At 67.3% G+C, this 15448-nt stretch carries 11 protein-coding genes; 1 reads left to right on the top strand and 10 read right to left on the bottom strand.

What is annotated here, in order from left to right; translation table 11 throughout:
- From AC1DBD_RS04790 to AC1DBD_RS04765, 6 genes are all read right to left on the bottom strand, one after another.
- Positions 1-444 carry a DUF4233 domain-containing protein gene (locus AC1DBD_RS04790; RefSeq protein WP_441417571.1) on the bottom strand — a complete coding sequence of 148 codons (444 nt, stop codon included), beginning with the start codon at positions 442-444 and terminating at the stop codon, positions 1-3.
- 3 nt (positions 445-447) lie between these two features.
- Entirely contained in the window at positions 448-1806 is a 1359-nt protein-coding gene (locus AC1DBD_RS04785; RefSeq protein WP_476908711.1) for a bifunctional folylpolyglutamate synthase/dihydrofolate synthase, read from the bottom strand.
- A gap of 3 nt (positions 1807-1809) precedes the next feature.
- A complete protein-coding gene (ileS, locus tag AC1DBD_RS04780; protein ID WP_476981527.1) occupies positions 1810-5157 on the bottom strand; it encodes an isoleucine--tRNA ligase in 3348 nt (1115 codons plus the stop codon).
- A gap of 311 nt (positions 5158-5468) precedes the next feature.
- Positions 5469-6548: a glycerophosphodiester phosphodiesterase family protein gene (locus tag AC1DBD_RS04775; RefSeq protein WP_476981526.1), complete on the bottom strand. Its 1080-nt coding sequence runs from the start codon at positions 6546-6548 to the stop codon at positions 5469-5471.
- 166 nt (positions 6549-6714) lie between these two features.
- Positions 6715-7494, bottom strand: coding sequence for an SDR family oxidoreductase (locus AC1DBD_RS04770; RefSeq protein ID WP_441417567.1), 780 nt, complete (start codon positions 7492-7494; stop codon positions 6715-6717).
- 26 nt (positions 7495-7520) lie between these two features.
- Positions 7521-7889: a DUF488 domain-containing protein gene (locus AC1DBD_RS04765; protein WP_476981525.1), complete on the bottom strand. Its 369-nt coding sequence runs from the start codon at positions 7887-7889 to the stop codon at positions 7521-7523.
- Positions 7890-7972: 83 nt separating this feature from the next.
- Here AC1DBD_RS04765 and valS point away from each other — a divergent pair, with 83 nt between their 5' ends.
- Positions 7973-10591, top strand: coding sequence for a valine--tRNA ligase (gene valS, locus AC1DBD_RS04760; RefSeq protein ID WP_476981524.1), 2619 nt, complete (start codon positions 7973-7975; stop codon positions 10589-10591).
- Positions 10592-10719: 128 nt separating this feature from the next.
- Here the strand turns inward: valS and AC1DBD_RS04755 are convergent, their stop codons facing one another.
- From AC1DBD_RS04755 to clpX, 4 genes are all read right to left on the bottom strand, one after another.
- Complete coding sequence (locus AC1DBD_RS04755) at positions 10720-11013, bottom strand: putative quinol monooxygenase (protein ID WP_441417564.1); 294 nt, start codon at positions 11011-11013, stop codon at positions 10720-10722.
- A 96-nt stretch (positions 11014-11109) separates the two neighbouring features.
- A complete protein-coding gene (locus AC1DBD_RS04750; RefSeq protein ID WP_476981523.1) occupies positions 11110-12939 on the bottom strand; it encodes a glycoside hydrolase family 15 protein in 1830 nt (609 codons plus the stop codon).
- A 336-nt stretch (positions 12940-13275) separates the two neighbouring features.
- Positions 13276-13881, bottom strand: coding sequence for a mycothiol-dependent nitroreductase Rv2466c family protein (locus AC1DBD_RS04745; RefSeq protein WP_441417562.1), 606 nt, complete (start codon positions 13879-13881; stop codon positions 13276-13278).
- 159 nt (positions 13882-14040) lie between these two features.
- Positions 14041-15321: an ATP-dependent Clp protease ATP-binding subunit ClpX gene (gene clpX / locus AC1DBD_RS04740; protein WP_441417561.1), complete on the bottom strand. Its 1281-nt coding sequence runs from the start codon at positions 15319-15321 to the stop codon at positions 14041-14043.
- Between the last annotated feature and the right edge of the window lie 127 nt (positions 15322-15448).

Here is a 15448-nt window from a genome sequence, read left to right as displayed (position 1 = left end):
CTAGTTGCTTTGGCCCTCGGGGTTCGCGGCCTCCCAGGCCGCCTGCTCGCGTTCGCGTTCGGCGGCTTCGCGGTCGATCCGGATGCCGGTGCGGATGCCGTACCACCACGTGATCGCGAAGAGGCCGCCCACCACGAACATCGTGGGCTCCACAATCCCGGTGAGGACCAGCACCAGCTGCAGGATCCAGCCCAAGGCCACGCCCCACGGCTTGGAAAGCACCGCGCAGGTCAGCACAAGCACCGCACTGAGTCCGATCCCTACCCCGAAGACCAGCAGCGGCGGGAACTCGCCGCGCCGGAGGCCGAAGACCGCCAGGGTGCCGAAGAGGGCCACGAAGGCCTCCAGCAGGAGCACCGTGGAGGCGAACATGACCTTGGTGGAACGGCGTTTCTTGGGCATGCCCGGACGCCATTCGCGCTGGGCTTTGGTGAGTCTGGCCATGGGTTACGCCTCGGTCTTTCCGAGCAGGATCCGGGCCTCGGCAACGAGCGTGATGGACCCCGTGACCAGGATCCCGGCAGCAAGGTCGTCGTTGGACTCGGCCCGCTCCACGGCCCATTCCAGGGCGTCGTCGAGCTTCTCGGCCACGTGGACGTTGTCCTCGCCGAAGCCCAGGTCCAGCGCCAGCTCCGCGAGGTCCTCGGCCGGTACGGCGCGGGGCGAGTTGGACTGGGTGAAGCAGTAGTCCGAGGCGAGGTCGCCCAGGGATTCCTTGAGCTGGCGGAGGATTTCCTCGGAATCCTTCTCCTTCAGGACGCCCACCACCACCACGAGCTTGCTAAAGCTGAAGGCCTCGTGGATCGCCTCGGCGGAGACCCGGATGCCCTCCGGGTTGTGCGCGGCGTCCACGATGATGGTCGGCGCGGTGCGGAGCACCTCCAGCCGGCCCGGGGAGGTGACAGAGGCGAAGGCCTCCTGCAGCACCTCGGGGTCGAGCGGCTTTTCGGCGCCGAAGAAGGCTTCCAGCGCGGCGACGGCGACGGCGGCGTTCTCCGCCTGGTGTGCGCCGTGCAGGGGCAGCAGCAGGTCTTCGTAGCGACCCGCAATGCCTTGGATGTTCACCATCTGGCCGCCGACGGCGACGGTGCGGGACTCGACGCCGAACTCCACGCCCTCGAAGCGGAACGGCACGTTTGCTTCCTTGGCCTTTTCCAGCAGCACCTGGGCCGCGTCGACGGGCTGCGCGGCGCTGATGAGGAACCCGCCGGGCTTGATGATGCCGGCCTTTTCGTAGGCGATCTCCTCGGTGGTCTCGCCGAGCAGCTCCGTGTGGTCCAGCGAAATCGGGGTGACCACGGCAACCTGGCCGTCGCCGACGTTGGTCGCGTCTGTGATGCCGCCGAGTCCCACCTCGATCACGGCGACATTGACCGGCTGGTCCGCGAACACCGCGAAGCCGAGGATGGTCAGGCATTCGAAGTAGGTCAGCCGCGGCTGGCCCTCGGCGACGAGCTCGCTGTCCACGATTTCCAGGTACGGGCGGATCTCGTCCCAGATCCGGACGAACGTCTCATCCGGCACCGGTTCGCCGTCGATGCTGATCCGCTCGGTGACCTTGGACAGGTGCGGGCTCGTGTACCGGCCGGTGCTCAGCCCGTAGGCGCGCAGGCCGGCCTCGATCATCCGGGCCGTGGAGGTCTTGCCGTTGGTGCCGGTGACGTGGATGATCGGGAACGCCTTGTTCGGCTCCCCCAGGATGTCCATGGCCCGGTGCAGCGGAGCCAGCCTCGGCTCCATCTTGTTTTCCGGCGCCCGGCCCAGCAGCTCGGCGTAGACGCTCTCTACGGAAAATTCGTCGCTCATGAATTATGCCCCTGCTTCAACGGTTACTTTTTCGACGCTGACCTGAGGTTCCTTGACCTCGGCGGGAACGGTGTCCAGCTCCACGGTCAGGGTCTCGGTCTTGACCAGCGCGGCGTGGGCCAGCAGCGCCTCGACGGTGTCCTGCGCCGCGGTGACGGTGGTGCGGATCCGGTCGCTGACGTTCAGCCCGGCGTCCTTGCGGGCCTGCTGGATGGCGCGGACCAGGTCGCGGGCGGTCCCTTCGGCTTCCAGCTCCGGGGTGACCTCGGTGTTGAGCACCACGAAGCCGCCGCCCGGCAGCACTGCCGCTGCGCGGGAGCCCTCGCCTTCGGCTGCTTCTGCCACCACGGTTTCCAGCGTGTATTCCTGCGGCTCGAGGGCGAGGCCACCGGCGGTGACCACACCGGCGTCGTCCACGGACCAGTCGCCGGACTTGGAGCCCTTGATCGCCTGCTGGACGTTTTTGCCCAGCCGCGGGCCGGCCGCGCGGGCGTTGACCACGAGCTTCTGCTCGATGCCGAACTCCTCCGGGGAGGCGCTCTCGGCGTCGAGCAGGCGCACCGAGCGCAGGTTCAGTTCATCGGCGACGACGGCGGCGAAGCCTGCCAGCGCGTCCGCGCCGGGTGCCACGACCGTGAGTTCCTGCAGCGGCAGTCGCACGCGGAGGTTGGCGGCCTTGCGCAGCGAGGAGCCGGTGGAGCAGATCTGCTGGACCCGGTCCATCGCCTCAACCAGGCCGGCGTTGGCCGGGAACAGGTCCGCGTCCGGCCAGTCGGCCAGGTGCACGGAGCGCCCGCCGGTGAGGCCGCGCCAGATTTCCTCGGAGACCAGCGGCAGCAGCGATGCAGCGACCCGGCAGACGGTCTCCAGCGCGGTGTAGAGCGCGTCGAAGGCGTCGACGTTCTCGTCGAAGAAGCGCTGGCGGCTGCGGCGGACGTACCAGTTGGTGAGCATGTCCAGGTAGCCGCGCAGTTCGTCGCAGGCTCCGGAGATGTCGTAGCTGTCCAGCTGCGCGGTCATGTTCCGGACCAGGTCCCCGGTGTTGGCCATCAGGTACTGATCCAGGGTGTCGGCGTAACCGTCGTAGCGCAGCTTCGCGTCGTACCCGTCCCCGCCGTTCGCGGCGTTCGTGTACAGCGTGAAGAAGCTGTAGACGTTCCACAGCGGCAGGAGGACCTGGCGGACGCCGTCCCGGATGCCCTGCTCGGTGACCACGAGGTTGCCGCCGCGCAGGATCGGGCTGGACATCAGGAACCAGCGCATCGCGTCGGAGCCGTCGCGGTCCAGGACCTCGGAGACGTCCGGGTAGTTGCGCAGGCTCTTGGACATCTTCTGCCCGTCGGAGCCGAGCACGATGCCGTGGCTGATGACGTTGCGGAAGGCCGGCCGGTCGAACAGCGCGGTGGAGAGGATGTGCAGCATGTAGAACCAGCCGCGGGTCTGTCCGATGTACTCGACGATGAAGTCCGCCGGGTTGTGGGTGTCGAACCACTCCTCGTTCTGGAACGGGTAGTGGACCTGGCCGTACGGCATGGAGCCGGAATCGAACCAGACGTCCAGGACGTCCTCGACGCGGCGCATCACGGACTGGCCCTCTTCCGGGGTGCGGGGGTCGTCCGGGTTCGGGCGGGTGAGCTCGTCGATGAACGGCCGGTGCAGGTCCACCTGGCCGTCGTTGTTCAGCGGCAGCCGGCCAAATTCGGCTTCGATCTCGGCGAGTGAGCCGTAGACATCGGTGCGCGGGTAGTCCGGGTCGGTGGACTGCCAGACCGGGATGGGGCTGCCCCAGTAGCGGTTGCGGCTGATGGACCAGTCGCGGGCGTTGGCGAGCCACTTGCCGAACTGGCCGTCCTTGACGTTGCCCGGGATCCAGATGATCTCCTGGTTCAGCTCGGACATGCGGTCCTTGAACTTGGTGACCTCGACGTACCAGGAGGACACCGCGCGGTAGATCAGCGGGTTGCGGCAGCGCCAGCAGTGCGGGTAGGAGTGCTCGTAGCTGGCCTGGCGGACCAGGCGGCCCTGGGCGCGGAGCACCTGGGTGATGGGCTTGTTGGCTTCGAAGACCTGGAGTCCGGCGATTTCGGCGAGGTCGCCGTGGCCGAAAAGTGGCAGGAACTTCGCGCCCTCGTCGACCGAGAGGACCACCGGGATCCCGGCCTCTTCACAGACCTTCTGGTCGTCTTCACCGTAGGCCGGCGCCTGGTGGACAATGCCGGTGCCGTCGGTGGTGGTGACATAGTCCGCCACGAGGACGCGCCAGGCGTTCTCGGTGCCGTACTTCTCGGCGTCGTGGAAGTAGTCCCAGAGCGGTTCGTAGCTCAGGCCTTCCAACTCGGCGCCGGTGTGGCGGGACGTGACGGCGGCCTCGGCCGCTGCGGCACCCTCGGCGCCGTCGCCGTAGCCGAGGTCCTTGGCGTAGGCGCCCAGCAGGTCCGCGGCGAGCAGGAAGCTGCCCGTGACGGGGGCCTCGGCCGAGGCGGCCTTGATCCCGTGCGGGCCGGCCGGCAGCACGACGTAGTTGATCGCGGGCCCGACGGCGAGCGCCAGGTTGGTGGGCAGCGTCCAGGGCGTGGTGGTCCAGGCGAGCGCCTGCACCCCGGCCAGCTGCCGGGACAGCGCCGACTCCCCCGCGGTGATCGGGAAGGTGACGGTGACGGTCTGGTCCTGGCGGTTCTTGTAGACATCGTCATCCATGCGCAGTTCATGGTTGGACAGCGGCGTCTCGTCCTTCCAGCAGTACGGCAGCACGCGGTAGCCGTTGTAGGTCAGGCCCTTTTCGTGCAGCTGCTTGAAAGCCCAGAGCACGGACTCCATGTACTCGACGTTGAGCGTCTTATAGTCGTTCTCGAAGTCCACCCAGCGCGCCTGGCGGGTGACGTAGCTCTTCCACTCGTCGGCGTACTTCATCACCGAGGCGCGGCAGGCGTCGTTGAACTTGTCGATGCCCATGGCCTCGATCTGGGTCTTGTCCGTCATGCCGAGCTGCTTCATGGCTTCCAGTTCGGCGGGCAGGCCGTGGGTGTCCCAGCCGAAGCGGCGCTCGACGCGGCGGCCGCGCTGGGTCTGGTAGCGGCCCACGAGGTCCTTGGCGTAGCCGGTCAGCAGGTGGCCGTAGTGCGGCAGGCCGTTGGCGAAGGGCGGGCCGTCATAGAAGACGAATTCGTTGGACCCGTCTTTACCCGCATCCCGCTGGTCGATGCTGGCCTGGAAGGTGCCGTCCTGGTCCCAGTACTTGAGGATGCGCTCTTCGATCTCCGGGAACTTCACGGAAGCGGACACGCCTGAGGTGTTGGAAGCGGAGGTGCTGGCGCCTGACGGTGCGGCTGAGGCCTTGGGGTAATGGGTCATCTCGACATCCTGGGTTGAGCTGGTGAACAACGGGATTCATTCAGGATGCGAGGACGGCCCGTGTGTTGTCGGAACAACACCGGCACCGCGGTACCACCTCACTTACCGGCACCGGTCCCGCCCTTTCCCTAAGAATCCAAGGAAAGCGCTGCACCGGCGGCGGCCGCTCGTTGACTGCTGTGACGGGCTTACCCGTCCGGTTCTACCGGCCCCGGCGCACAATGCTGCTGCGCCGGGGCGTTCTTCCGGAAGCTCACCGGTGATGGCCGGGTCAAAGCTGATACGTCGATGTTACCGGAAACTCCCAGCGGCTACCCGACGGACGGCGCGGGCTTGGGCAGTTTCATGCCGGACTCGGCCATGACGTCGCGCAACAGGTTCGGGTAGTCGGTGATGAGGCCGTCGACGCCGGCGCCGATCAGGGCGCGCATGGTGGGCTTGTCGTCGACAGTCCATGGAATGACCTGCATGCCCGCCGCGTGGGCGCTCCGGACCATGTCCGGGGTGACGTAGGGGACGTAGTCCGGGTCGGTGACCTTGCCGTTCTGCGGCGTGCCGTGCACCGGCGAGATGGCACTGAAGCCGAGCGACGCGGCCGAAGCGACCAGGTCGCCGCCAAAGTCGTCAGCGTCGATGCCGCCAAGCCAAGGGGACTTCCCCGGCTGGCCTGCCTGCAGGAAGTCCTTGTTGGTCAGTGCCACGGTCGGGATCTGCGGCGCGCGCTGCTGCACCAGCCGCAGTGCACCCCAGTCGAAGCTCTCGATCGAGACGCGGTGCTGCATGTGGGCCTTGGTGATCTCACGCAGGGCCACGTCAATGAACTGCTCGCGCGGAGCGGTTTCCTGGGGAGCACCGGCTTCGACCTTGGTCTCGATATTGAACTTCACCTGGCTGGCCCGGTGCGCGTTCGTCATGGCGAACACCTCGGCAAGGGTCGGCATTTTGGCGCCCGGGGCGGCCTGCTGGCCGGGGAACTCGGGCTGGGTGAGTGAGCCGCAGTCCAGGCTGCGGACCTGCGCGAAGGTCAGGTCCTTGATGTACTTGCCCACGTACGGGTACTGAGGGTCGTTCGGCGTGACCGGCGCGGTGTCCAGGCATTTCTTGCCGCTGATCTTCCGGTCATGGGTGATGACTTCACGGCCGTCCTTGGTGATCTGGAGGTCCAGCTCGAGGGTGGAGACGCCGGTCTCGATGCCCTTGGCAAAGGAAGCCAGGGTGGACTCGACGGTCAGGCCGATGCCGCCGCGGTGGGCCTGGAGGTCGAAGTGGTTGTCGCCGCCGTTCGGGTTGGTGTCGGCAGCATGGGCCTGGACGGAAGTGGCAAGGAGCAGGGCCGCGCCGAGTGCGGCGGCGCTGACAATCGAACCAGCGGGCTTCGTGGGGGTGCGCATGGGAAGGAGTCTCCACTCTGGTGGTGTGCAGTTGCCCACCCACGGTGTCCTCCGCCGGCCAACTCCCAGCCACCCCTGTCCGACTACCGTGCAACGCATGGGTGAACGTCCGGGGGTGGCCCGCTGGGCCCCGACGACGGAGCCCGGTGCGCCCCGGCGGTTGCCGCTAGCCCTTGCGGATCACCTTGAAGTTGGAGGCCTGCGCCACCGGGCGGATCACGATCTGGTCCAGGTTGACGTGGTGCGGCGCGGCGACCGCAAAGCGGACGACGTCGGCGACGTCGGCGGCCGTCAGCGGCTTCTCGACGCCGGCGTAGACCTTTTCCGCCGCGCCCTGGTCACCGAGCCGGTTGAGTGAGAACTCCTCGGTCTGCACCATGCCGGGGGCCACCTCGATCACCCGCAGGTTGTGCTCGGCCTCTTCCAAGCGCAGGGCGCCGGTGAGGGCGTGCTGGGCGAACTTCGCGGCGTTGTAGCCGCCGCCGCCCTCGTAGGCGGACAGCCCCGCCGTCGAGGTCAGGTTCAGGACGGTGCCTTCGCCGCAGGCACGCAGCATCGGCAGGAACGCGCGGGTGAGCTTCATGGTGCCGAGCACGTTGACCTCGTACATCCACGCCCAGTCCTCGGTCTTGGCCTCGGCCACCTTGTCCGCGCCGCGGGCACCGCCAGCGATGTTGATCAGGGTGTCGATGCCGCCGGCGCGGGTCACCTCATCCACCAGCCGCGCGACGTCGGCGTCGTCTGTCACATCGGCGGGGACCGCGACGGCGCCGGTCTCGGCGGCGAGCGCCTCCAGCCGTTCGGCACGGCGGGCGACGGCGAAGACGGTCCAGCCTTCCTGCCGGAGCGCGCGCACGGTGGCCTGCCCGATACCGGTGCTGGCGCCGGTGACGACGGCGGCTTTTGCTGTAGTTGCAGTTCCTGCGTTGTGGATTCCCTCAGTCATGGCACCACCCTATGGGAATCGGCGGCTCAATTCCTGCCCCGCCCGAGGAACTCCAGCAGCACCCGGGCGTGGTTGGTCTCCGGGTCCCGGGCGCCGAACAGCAGGGTCACCTTCCCGTGTTCGGCGGCCAGTTCCCGCAGGGTGCCAACGGCGGGGTTGGATTCGAGCTCCGCCTCGTAGGCGGCGCGGAAGTCCGCGAAGCGTTCCTGCATGTGCGCAAATTCGGTGCGCAGCGGCGGCGAGGGCGCCACTTCCTTGAGCCACAAGTCCAGTTGCGCCCGTTCTTTGCTGACTCCGCGCGGCCAGAGCCGGTCCACCAAAACCCGGCAACCGTCGTCGTCGGCGGTCTCGTCGTAGATGCGCTTGATCGCGAAACTTCCGGTGTTTTCTTCCATAGTGGTGCAGGTTATTGCACTTAGATTCGCGAAACTAGCGAAGGGCGGTGAAGCGAAGTGTAAAGAACTGCAAGAATTGACCCATGGCTGAAGACACTCAGGGTACAGACACGCCCACCACTGCCCCCATCAACGTTCCGGACAAGCCCGCCCTCGAGGGGCTCGAAGTCGCCCTCACCCGGCGCTGGCTTGACGAAGGGACCTACAAGTTCGACCGGGAGACCACCCGGGAGCAGGTCTACTCGATCGACACTCCCCCGCCCACCGCGTCGGGGTCCCTGCACGTGGGGCACATGTTCTCCTACACCCAGACCGACGTCCTGGCCCGCTACCAGCGGATGACCGGCAAGAACGTCTTCTACCCGATGGGCTGGGACGACAACGGCCTGCCCACCGAGCGCCGGGTGCAGAACTACTACGGCGTGCGCTGCGATCCGGCCATCCCCTACGACGCCGGGTACCGGCCGCCGGCGGAGCCCGCCAAGAACCAGCGCGACTTCGACGTCGTCTCGCGCCGGAACTTCATCGAACTCTGCGAGGAACTCGCCGTCGAGGACGAAAAGGTCTTCGAGAACCTCTTCCAGACCCTCGGCCTGTCGGTCGACTGGGACCTGACCTACCGCACCATCGACGACAAGTCCCGCGCCATCTCGCAGCGGGCGTTCCTGGCCAACCTGACCGCCGGGGATGCCTACATGGCCGAGGCGCCCACGCTGTGGGACGTCACCTTCCGCACCGCAGTGGCCCAGGCCGAGCTGGAGGACCGCGAGGTCGCCGGCGCGTACTACCGCTACCCGTTCTTCACCGCCGAGGGCGAGAAGATCTACATCGAGACCACCCGCCCCGAGCTGCTCGCCGCGTGTGCCGCCCTGGTGGCGAATCCCGACGACGAGCGTTACCAGCCGCTCTTCGGCAAGACGGTGACCTCTCCCCTGTTCGGCGTCGAGGTGGAGGTCAAGGCCCACCCGCTCGCGAAGGCGGACAAGGGTTCCGGCATCGCCATGGTCTGCACCTTCGGCGACCTCACTGACGTCACCTGGTGGCGCGAGCTGCAGCTGCCAACCCGCGCGATCGTCGGCCGCGACGGACGCATCATCGGCGAAACCCCGGACTGGATCACGTCCGCGGAAGGCCGGGCCGCGTTCGAGGCGATCGCCGGCAAGACGGTCTTCAGCGCCAAGGAAGGCGTGGTGGAGCTGCTCGCCGCCGCGGACCTGCTCGACGGCGAACCGAAGAAAATCATGCACCCGGTCAACTTCTTCGAAAAGGGCGACAAGCCCCTCGAGGTCGTCACCTCCCGCCAGTGGTACATCCGCAACGGCGGCCGTGACGAGGAGCGGCGCGAACGCCTGGTCGGCCGCGGCAACGAGATCGAATTCCACCCGCCCTTTATGAGGTCCCGCTACGAGAACTGGATCACCGGTCTGAACGGGGACTGGCTGGTCTCCCGCCAGCGGTTCTTCGGCGTGCCGGTGCCGGTCTGGTACCCGCTCGACGCCGACGGCAACCCGGACTACGACGCGCCCATCCTGCCCGCCGACGGGCAGCTGCCGGTGGACCCCGCCGCGGACGCGGCCCCCGGCTACGAGGAGGCCCAGCGCGATGTGCCGGGCGGCTTCACCGGCGACGCGGACGTCCTGGACACCTGGGCCACCTCGTCGCTGACCCCGCAGATCGTGGGCGGTTGGAGCACCGATGAGGCACTCTTCGCCAAGGTCTTCCCGTTCGACGTGCGCCCGCAGGCGCACGACATCATCCGGACCTGGCTGTTCTCCACTGCCGTCCGCGCCGATGCCCTGCAGGACGTCGCACCGTGGAAGCACGCGGCGATCTCCGGCTGGATCCTGGACCCGGACCGCAAGAAGATGTCCAAGTCCAAGGGCAACGTGATCGTCCCGACCGACGTGCTCAACGAATACGGCTCGGACGCCGTCCGCTACTGGGCGGCCTCGGCCAAGCTCGGCGCGGACACCGCCTACGAGATCGCGCAGATGAAGATTGGCCGTCGTCTGGCGATCAAGCTCCTCAATGCGTCCAAGTTCGTGCTGAACCTCGGCGCCACCGAGGACTCGGTGGTCTCTTCCGACCTCTCGGTCCTCACCAATCCCCTGGACCGCGCCGTGCTTGCCCAGCTCTCAGACGTGGTCCAGCAGGCCACCAAAGCGTTCGAGAATTACGACTACGCCCGGGCGCTGCAGATCACCGAGAGCTTCTTCTGGCACTTCACCGATGACTACGTGGAGCTGATCAAGGACCGCGCCTACGGTGCCGCCGGTGAGGCCCAGCAGGCGTCCGTGCTGGCCGCGCTGGCGACGAGCCTGGACACCCTGCTGCGGCTTTTCGCGCCGTTCCTGCCGTTCGCCACGGAGGAAGTCTGGGGCTGGTGGCGGACCGGCTCGGTGCACCGCGCGCAGTGGCCGGCCGCCGTGGACATCGACGGCGACACCACCCTGCTCGCCACCGTGGGCGCGGCGCTGGGCGGCATCCGCAAGGCCAAGTCCGAGGCCAAGGTCAAGCAGCGTACCGAGGTGCTCTCCGCGACCATCACGGCGTCGGAGTCCCTGACCACGCAGCTGAAGGCCGGACTGGGCGACCTTAAGGCCGCGGCCAACGCGCGTGAGCTGGCGCTGGTGGCCGGCGAGGGCGAACTGACCGTGAGCGACGTCGTGCTGGCCCCCGCAGAGGAGCCCGCCCAGGCGTAACCCACGCAAAGCGACAACAAGGAAGAGGGCCCTCCGGCCGGCTCACGCCGGGCGGAGGGCCCTCTTCTGTTCTGGATCTTCTGTTCTGGGTCTTCTGTTCTAGGTCTTCTGCTCTGGGTCTTCCGGGCTCAGATCCCGGTGGTGGCCTCGAAGTGCGTCAGGACCGGCGGGGCGGCCAGGAGGTCTCCCAGCCCGCTGGCTCCCTCGCCCGCCCGCCAGGCGCGGTAGGCGGAGTCGTGCTCCAGGGACGCCCACTGTTCCACGACAAGGATGTGCGCCGGATCCGCATTGTCGACCAGCACATCGACGCCAAGGCAGCCGTCGAACGCCCGGGTGTCGGCGAGAATGTCGCGGAGCACGGCCGGCGCCGTGGGCAGGGATTCCGCTTTGAGGGTCAGGTCAAGGTGGGCTGTGATGGGCATGGCACTCCAATGGTCGCGTGGTCAGCTTGCTCACTGGAGGCAACAGCGGCGCTTCCGGACTTGTTCCCTCGACGCCGTGCCGGTCCTCTGCCGCCCTTAGGTGGCAGAACCCCGGCCTCGCCGTTCCGCCTCGCTGATGGCCCAGGCCGCGTTGACCAGTCCGATGTGGCTGAACGCCTGCGGGAAGTTGCCCAGCAGCTCACTGCTGTCCGGGGCCACCTCCTCGGCCATCAGTCCGAGGCCGGTGGCGAATCCGGCGGCCCGCGCGAAGACCGCCCTGGCCCGTTCCGTCAGCCCGGCCAGGGCAAGGGCGTGTGCGAGCCAAAACGTGCACAGCAAAAACGCGCCCTCCTCGCCCGGGAGCCCGTCGTCGCCGTGGTACCGGTAGACCAGCCCGCGGGTGTCGGTGAGCCGGTGCTCGATGGCCTCGATGGTGGCCAGGAACCGGGGGTCGCCGGCCGGCAGGAATCCGACGATCGCCAGCATGAGGGCAGAGGCGTCGAGTTGCTCGCTCCCGTACGCCTGGGTGTACGCGCCCGCGGCCTCGCTCCAGCCGTTGTCGCGGATGGAGGCGGCGATCTGTTCCCGGGCGTCCGTCCAGCGGGGCACCCGGTCGCTCGCCTGCAGCATCCCGGCGAGGGTAATCGCACGGTCCACCGCCACCCAGCACATCAGCTTGGAATACAGGTAGTGCCGGGGGTCGCCGCGGACCTCCCAGATCCCCTGGTCCTGATTCTGCCAGCGGGCCATGGCGGCGTCGGCCGCGTCGGCGAGGAAGCGCAGGGTTTCCGGTGCCAGCTCCGCCAGGAATTCCGGCATGGTGGCTGCGGCGTCCAGCAGTTCGCCATAGACATCGAGCTGCCGCTGGTTCCAGGCGCCGTTGCCGACGCGCACCGGTGCACTGGACCGCCAGCCGGGGAGGTGGTGCAGCACCCGTTCGGGCAGGTCCCGTTCTCCCCCGATCCCGTACATGATTTGCAGCTCTTCGCCGCCGGCGAGCTGGCGGGCGGCGGCCGTGGCGAGGAACTGGAAGAACTTGCCCGCCTCGTCCGGACAGGCCGCCACCCACAGGGCCTGCAGCGTCATGCTGGCGTCCCGGACCCAGGTGTAGCGGTAGTCCCAGTTGCGCGTGCCGCCGGCAACCTCGGGCAGCGAGGTGGTCGGTGCGGCCACGATCGCACCGCTCGGGTAGTAGCTCAGGGCCTGCAGGACCCGGCCGCTGCCTGCCACCAGCTCCTGCCACGGACCGCTGTAGCTCTGGTGGATTCCGGACCAGCTTGTCCAGCCCTCGACGGTGTCCGTAAGCCGGCCGGACATCTCCTGCTGGCTCCAGAACGACGGCGCTTCGTCCTGGCCGCGCTGGCGGTGCAGGGCGAAGCCAACAGCGTCACCGGCGCGGAGGCGCAGGACGGCGCGCGCCGTGCCGCCGTCGAGCTCGAACGGCACCGGGGAGGAAAGGGCGAGTTCCTCGGCGTCGGCGCGTGCCAGGACGCCGCCGTCGACGTTGTGAAGCATTGGACGGATGAGGCCGTAGCCGGGCCGCGGCGCGAAACTGACCTCAACCTCCACGGTCCCCGCGGTGCAGGCCAGCCGGCGCAGCAACGTTCCGGGGGACGCCTGGCCGAGGTCGTGGCCGCGCCGGCCGGAGCCGAGGACCAGGGCGTCGCTCACCGTCAGTCGCCCGCGGGCGGTGGTGTGGAGCGACTCCAGCACCATGGACGGGCCCACGTACCGCCGGGTGGTTGTGTACTCGCCGGCAGGCCGGATGGACCAAAAGCCGGCCTCCTCGCCCAGCAGCCGGCCGAAGACCGAGGGGCTGTCGAAGCGGGGGAAACAAAGCCAGTCCACGGAACCTGCGGCGCTGACCAGCGCGGCGGACCAGCAGTCGGACAGCAGGGCGTAGTCCGCGATGGGCTCGGTGCTCATGGCACCAATCTGAGGCCATTTTTGGGCAAAGGGGAAGCCCCATCAGCTTTTTGCGGTTGGTGGGGCTTCGACTTTTCGATCACCACGTGACGTCTTAGGTAATCTGGCGGGATCCTTGGAATTTCAGGTCTTCCTACCTCGTCACTGGTAGCCATCATCTGACTTTGCCGAAGGCTGCGTCGGATGAGTGTCACTGAATCTTTGGTTCCTGCGTCCCGCTTCTTTCGAAGTGGGTAAGTTCTATTGTTCTCCCGAGGTTGTGGATGCACAAGGGCCCCGGCGAAACTACATGGGAGTAGTTCTTCCAGGGCCCTCGCGGTCGCTGCCGGGGGCTGCCTAGCTGAAAACGGGGCTCTCGGTGCGGCTGCGCTTGAGTTCGAAGAAGTACGGGAAGGAGGCGAGGGCGACGGTGGCGTCCCACAGCTTGCCAGCGTCCTCGCCGCGCGGGATGCGGGTGAGCACGGGGCCGAAGAACGCCGTGCCGTTGAACGCCACCACCGGGGTGCCGACGTCCTGGCCGACCAGGGAGATGCCGCCTTCGTGGCTGGCGCGCAGCTGGGCGTCGAACTCGTCGCTCTGGCCGGCGGCCGCGAGCTCGGCCGGCAGTCCTGCCTCGGCCAACGACTTGGCGATGACCTCGGCGATGTCCTTGTTGCCCTCGTTGTGGATCTTGGTGCCCATGGCGTCATAAAGCGGCTTGATGTACTCGGCGCCATGCTTCTCGGCGGCGGCCACGATCACCCGCACCGGGGCCCAGGCCTTGACCAGGAATTCCTTGTACTCAGCCGGCAGCTCGTCCCGGCCTTCGTTCAAGACGGCCAGGCTCATCACGTGCCATTCGGTCTTGATGTCGCGGACATCTTCCACTTCGCTGATCCAGCGCGACGTCACCCAGGCGAAGGGGCACATGGGGTCAAACCAGAAGTCAGCTTTATTCGTCATGGTCTCAGGCACAGGAGTTCTCCTTTGGAAGTCAACGGGGACGCGGAACCGCGGCGGGCCGGCGGAAATGGCCGCGGACGGCACGGAGCATCAGTTAGTCATAGCGAAGCTGCCGGCGGATTTATTCCGGAACTTCCCCGGCGCGCTGCGCGGTTCGGATCAGGCGGACTTACGGCGTTTGACGTCGTGGGCGATCAAGGTGGGCGGGGCCTTCTTGGCCACAACGTCCTCGGTGATGACCACGCTGGCGACGTCGTCGCGACTCGGCAGGTCGAACATCACCGGGAGCAGGACTTCCTCCATGATGGCCCGGAGGCCGCGGGCACCGGTGCCGCGTTCCAGGGCCTGGTCAGCGATCAGGTCCAGGGCCTCGTCCTCGAACACCAGCTCGACGCCGTCGAGCTGGAACATCTTCTGGTACTGCTTGACCAGCGCGTTCTTGGGCGTGGAGAGGATCTGGATCAGCGCCGGCCGGTCCAGGTTCGAGACCGTGGTGATGACCGGGAGCCGGCCGATGAATTCGGGGATGAGGCCGAACTTCAGCAGATCCTCGGGCATGACTTCGCCGTAGGAGTCCGCGTTGTTCTTGACCTCGTTCAGCGGGGCGCCGAAGCCGATGCCCTTGCGGCCCGAGCGCGACCCGATGATCTCCTCCAGGCCGGCGAAGGCGCCGGCCACGATGAAGAGCACGTTGGTGGTGTCGATCTGGATGAATTCCTGGTGCGGGTGCTTGCGGCCGCCCTGCGGCGGGACGGAGGCGACCGTGCCTTCGAGGATCTTCAGCAGCGCCTGCTGCACGCCCTCGCCCGAGACATCCCGGGTGATGGAGGGGTTCTCGCTCTTGCGCGAAATCTTGTCGATCTCATCGATGTAGATGATGCCCTGTTCAGCCTTCTTGACGTCGTAGTCCGCGGCCTGGATCAGCTTGAGCAGGATGTTTTCGACGTCCTCACCCACGTAGCCCGCCTCGGTCAGGGCGGTGGCGTCAGCCACGGCGAAGGGGACGTTGAGGCGCCGGGCGAGGGTCTGCGCGAGGTAGGTCTTGCCGCAGCCGGTGGGTCCGATCAGCAGGATGTTGGACTTGGCGATCTCGACGTCGTCGTGGTGGCCGCCCTCGGCAAGGGTGCCGCTCTTGGGTGCGTGGCCGGCCTGGATCCGCTTGTAGTGGTTGTAGACGGCGACGGCGAGGGACCGCTTGGCGGGCTCCTGGCCGATGACGTATTCCTGCAGGAAGTCGAAGATCTCGCGGGGCTTGGGCAGCTCGAAGCTCCCCAGGTCAGCTACTTCGGCGAGTTCTTCTTCAATGATCTCGTTGCAGAGTTCAATGCACTCGTCGCAGATGTAGACGCCGGGCCCGGCAATGAGCTTGCGGACCTGCTTCTGGCTCTTTCCGCAGAAAGAACACTTCAGCAGATCGGTGCTCTCGCCAATCCGAGCCATATGTGAACCCCTTAGTATCTTGCTGCCGGCTGGGTCGTGCTCCTGTGCAGCGCTGCACCCGTTACTGGAATCACGGACGTTCCTCGCGGGACGTGAGGCCGTGACAACTTCCACTCTAGGTCACTTT

It is taken from the genome of Arthrobacter sp. 10T419, from assembly GCF_056394105.1.
The sequence above is the reverse complement of the archived record's forward strand: the minus strand, read 5'-3'. Positions and strand labels throughout refer to the sequence as shown.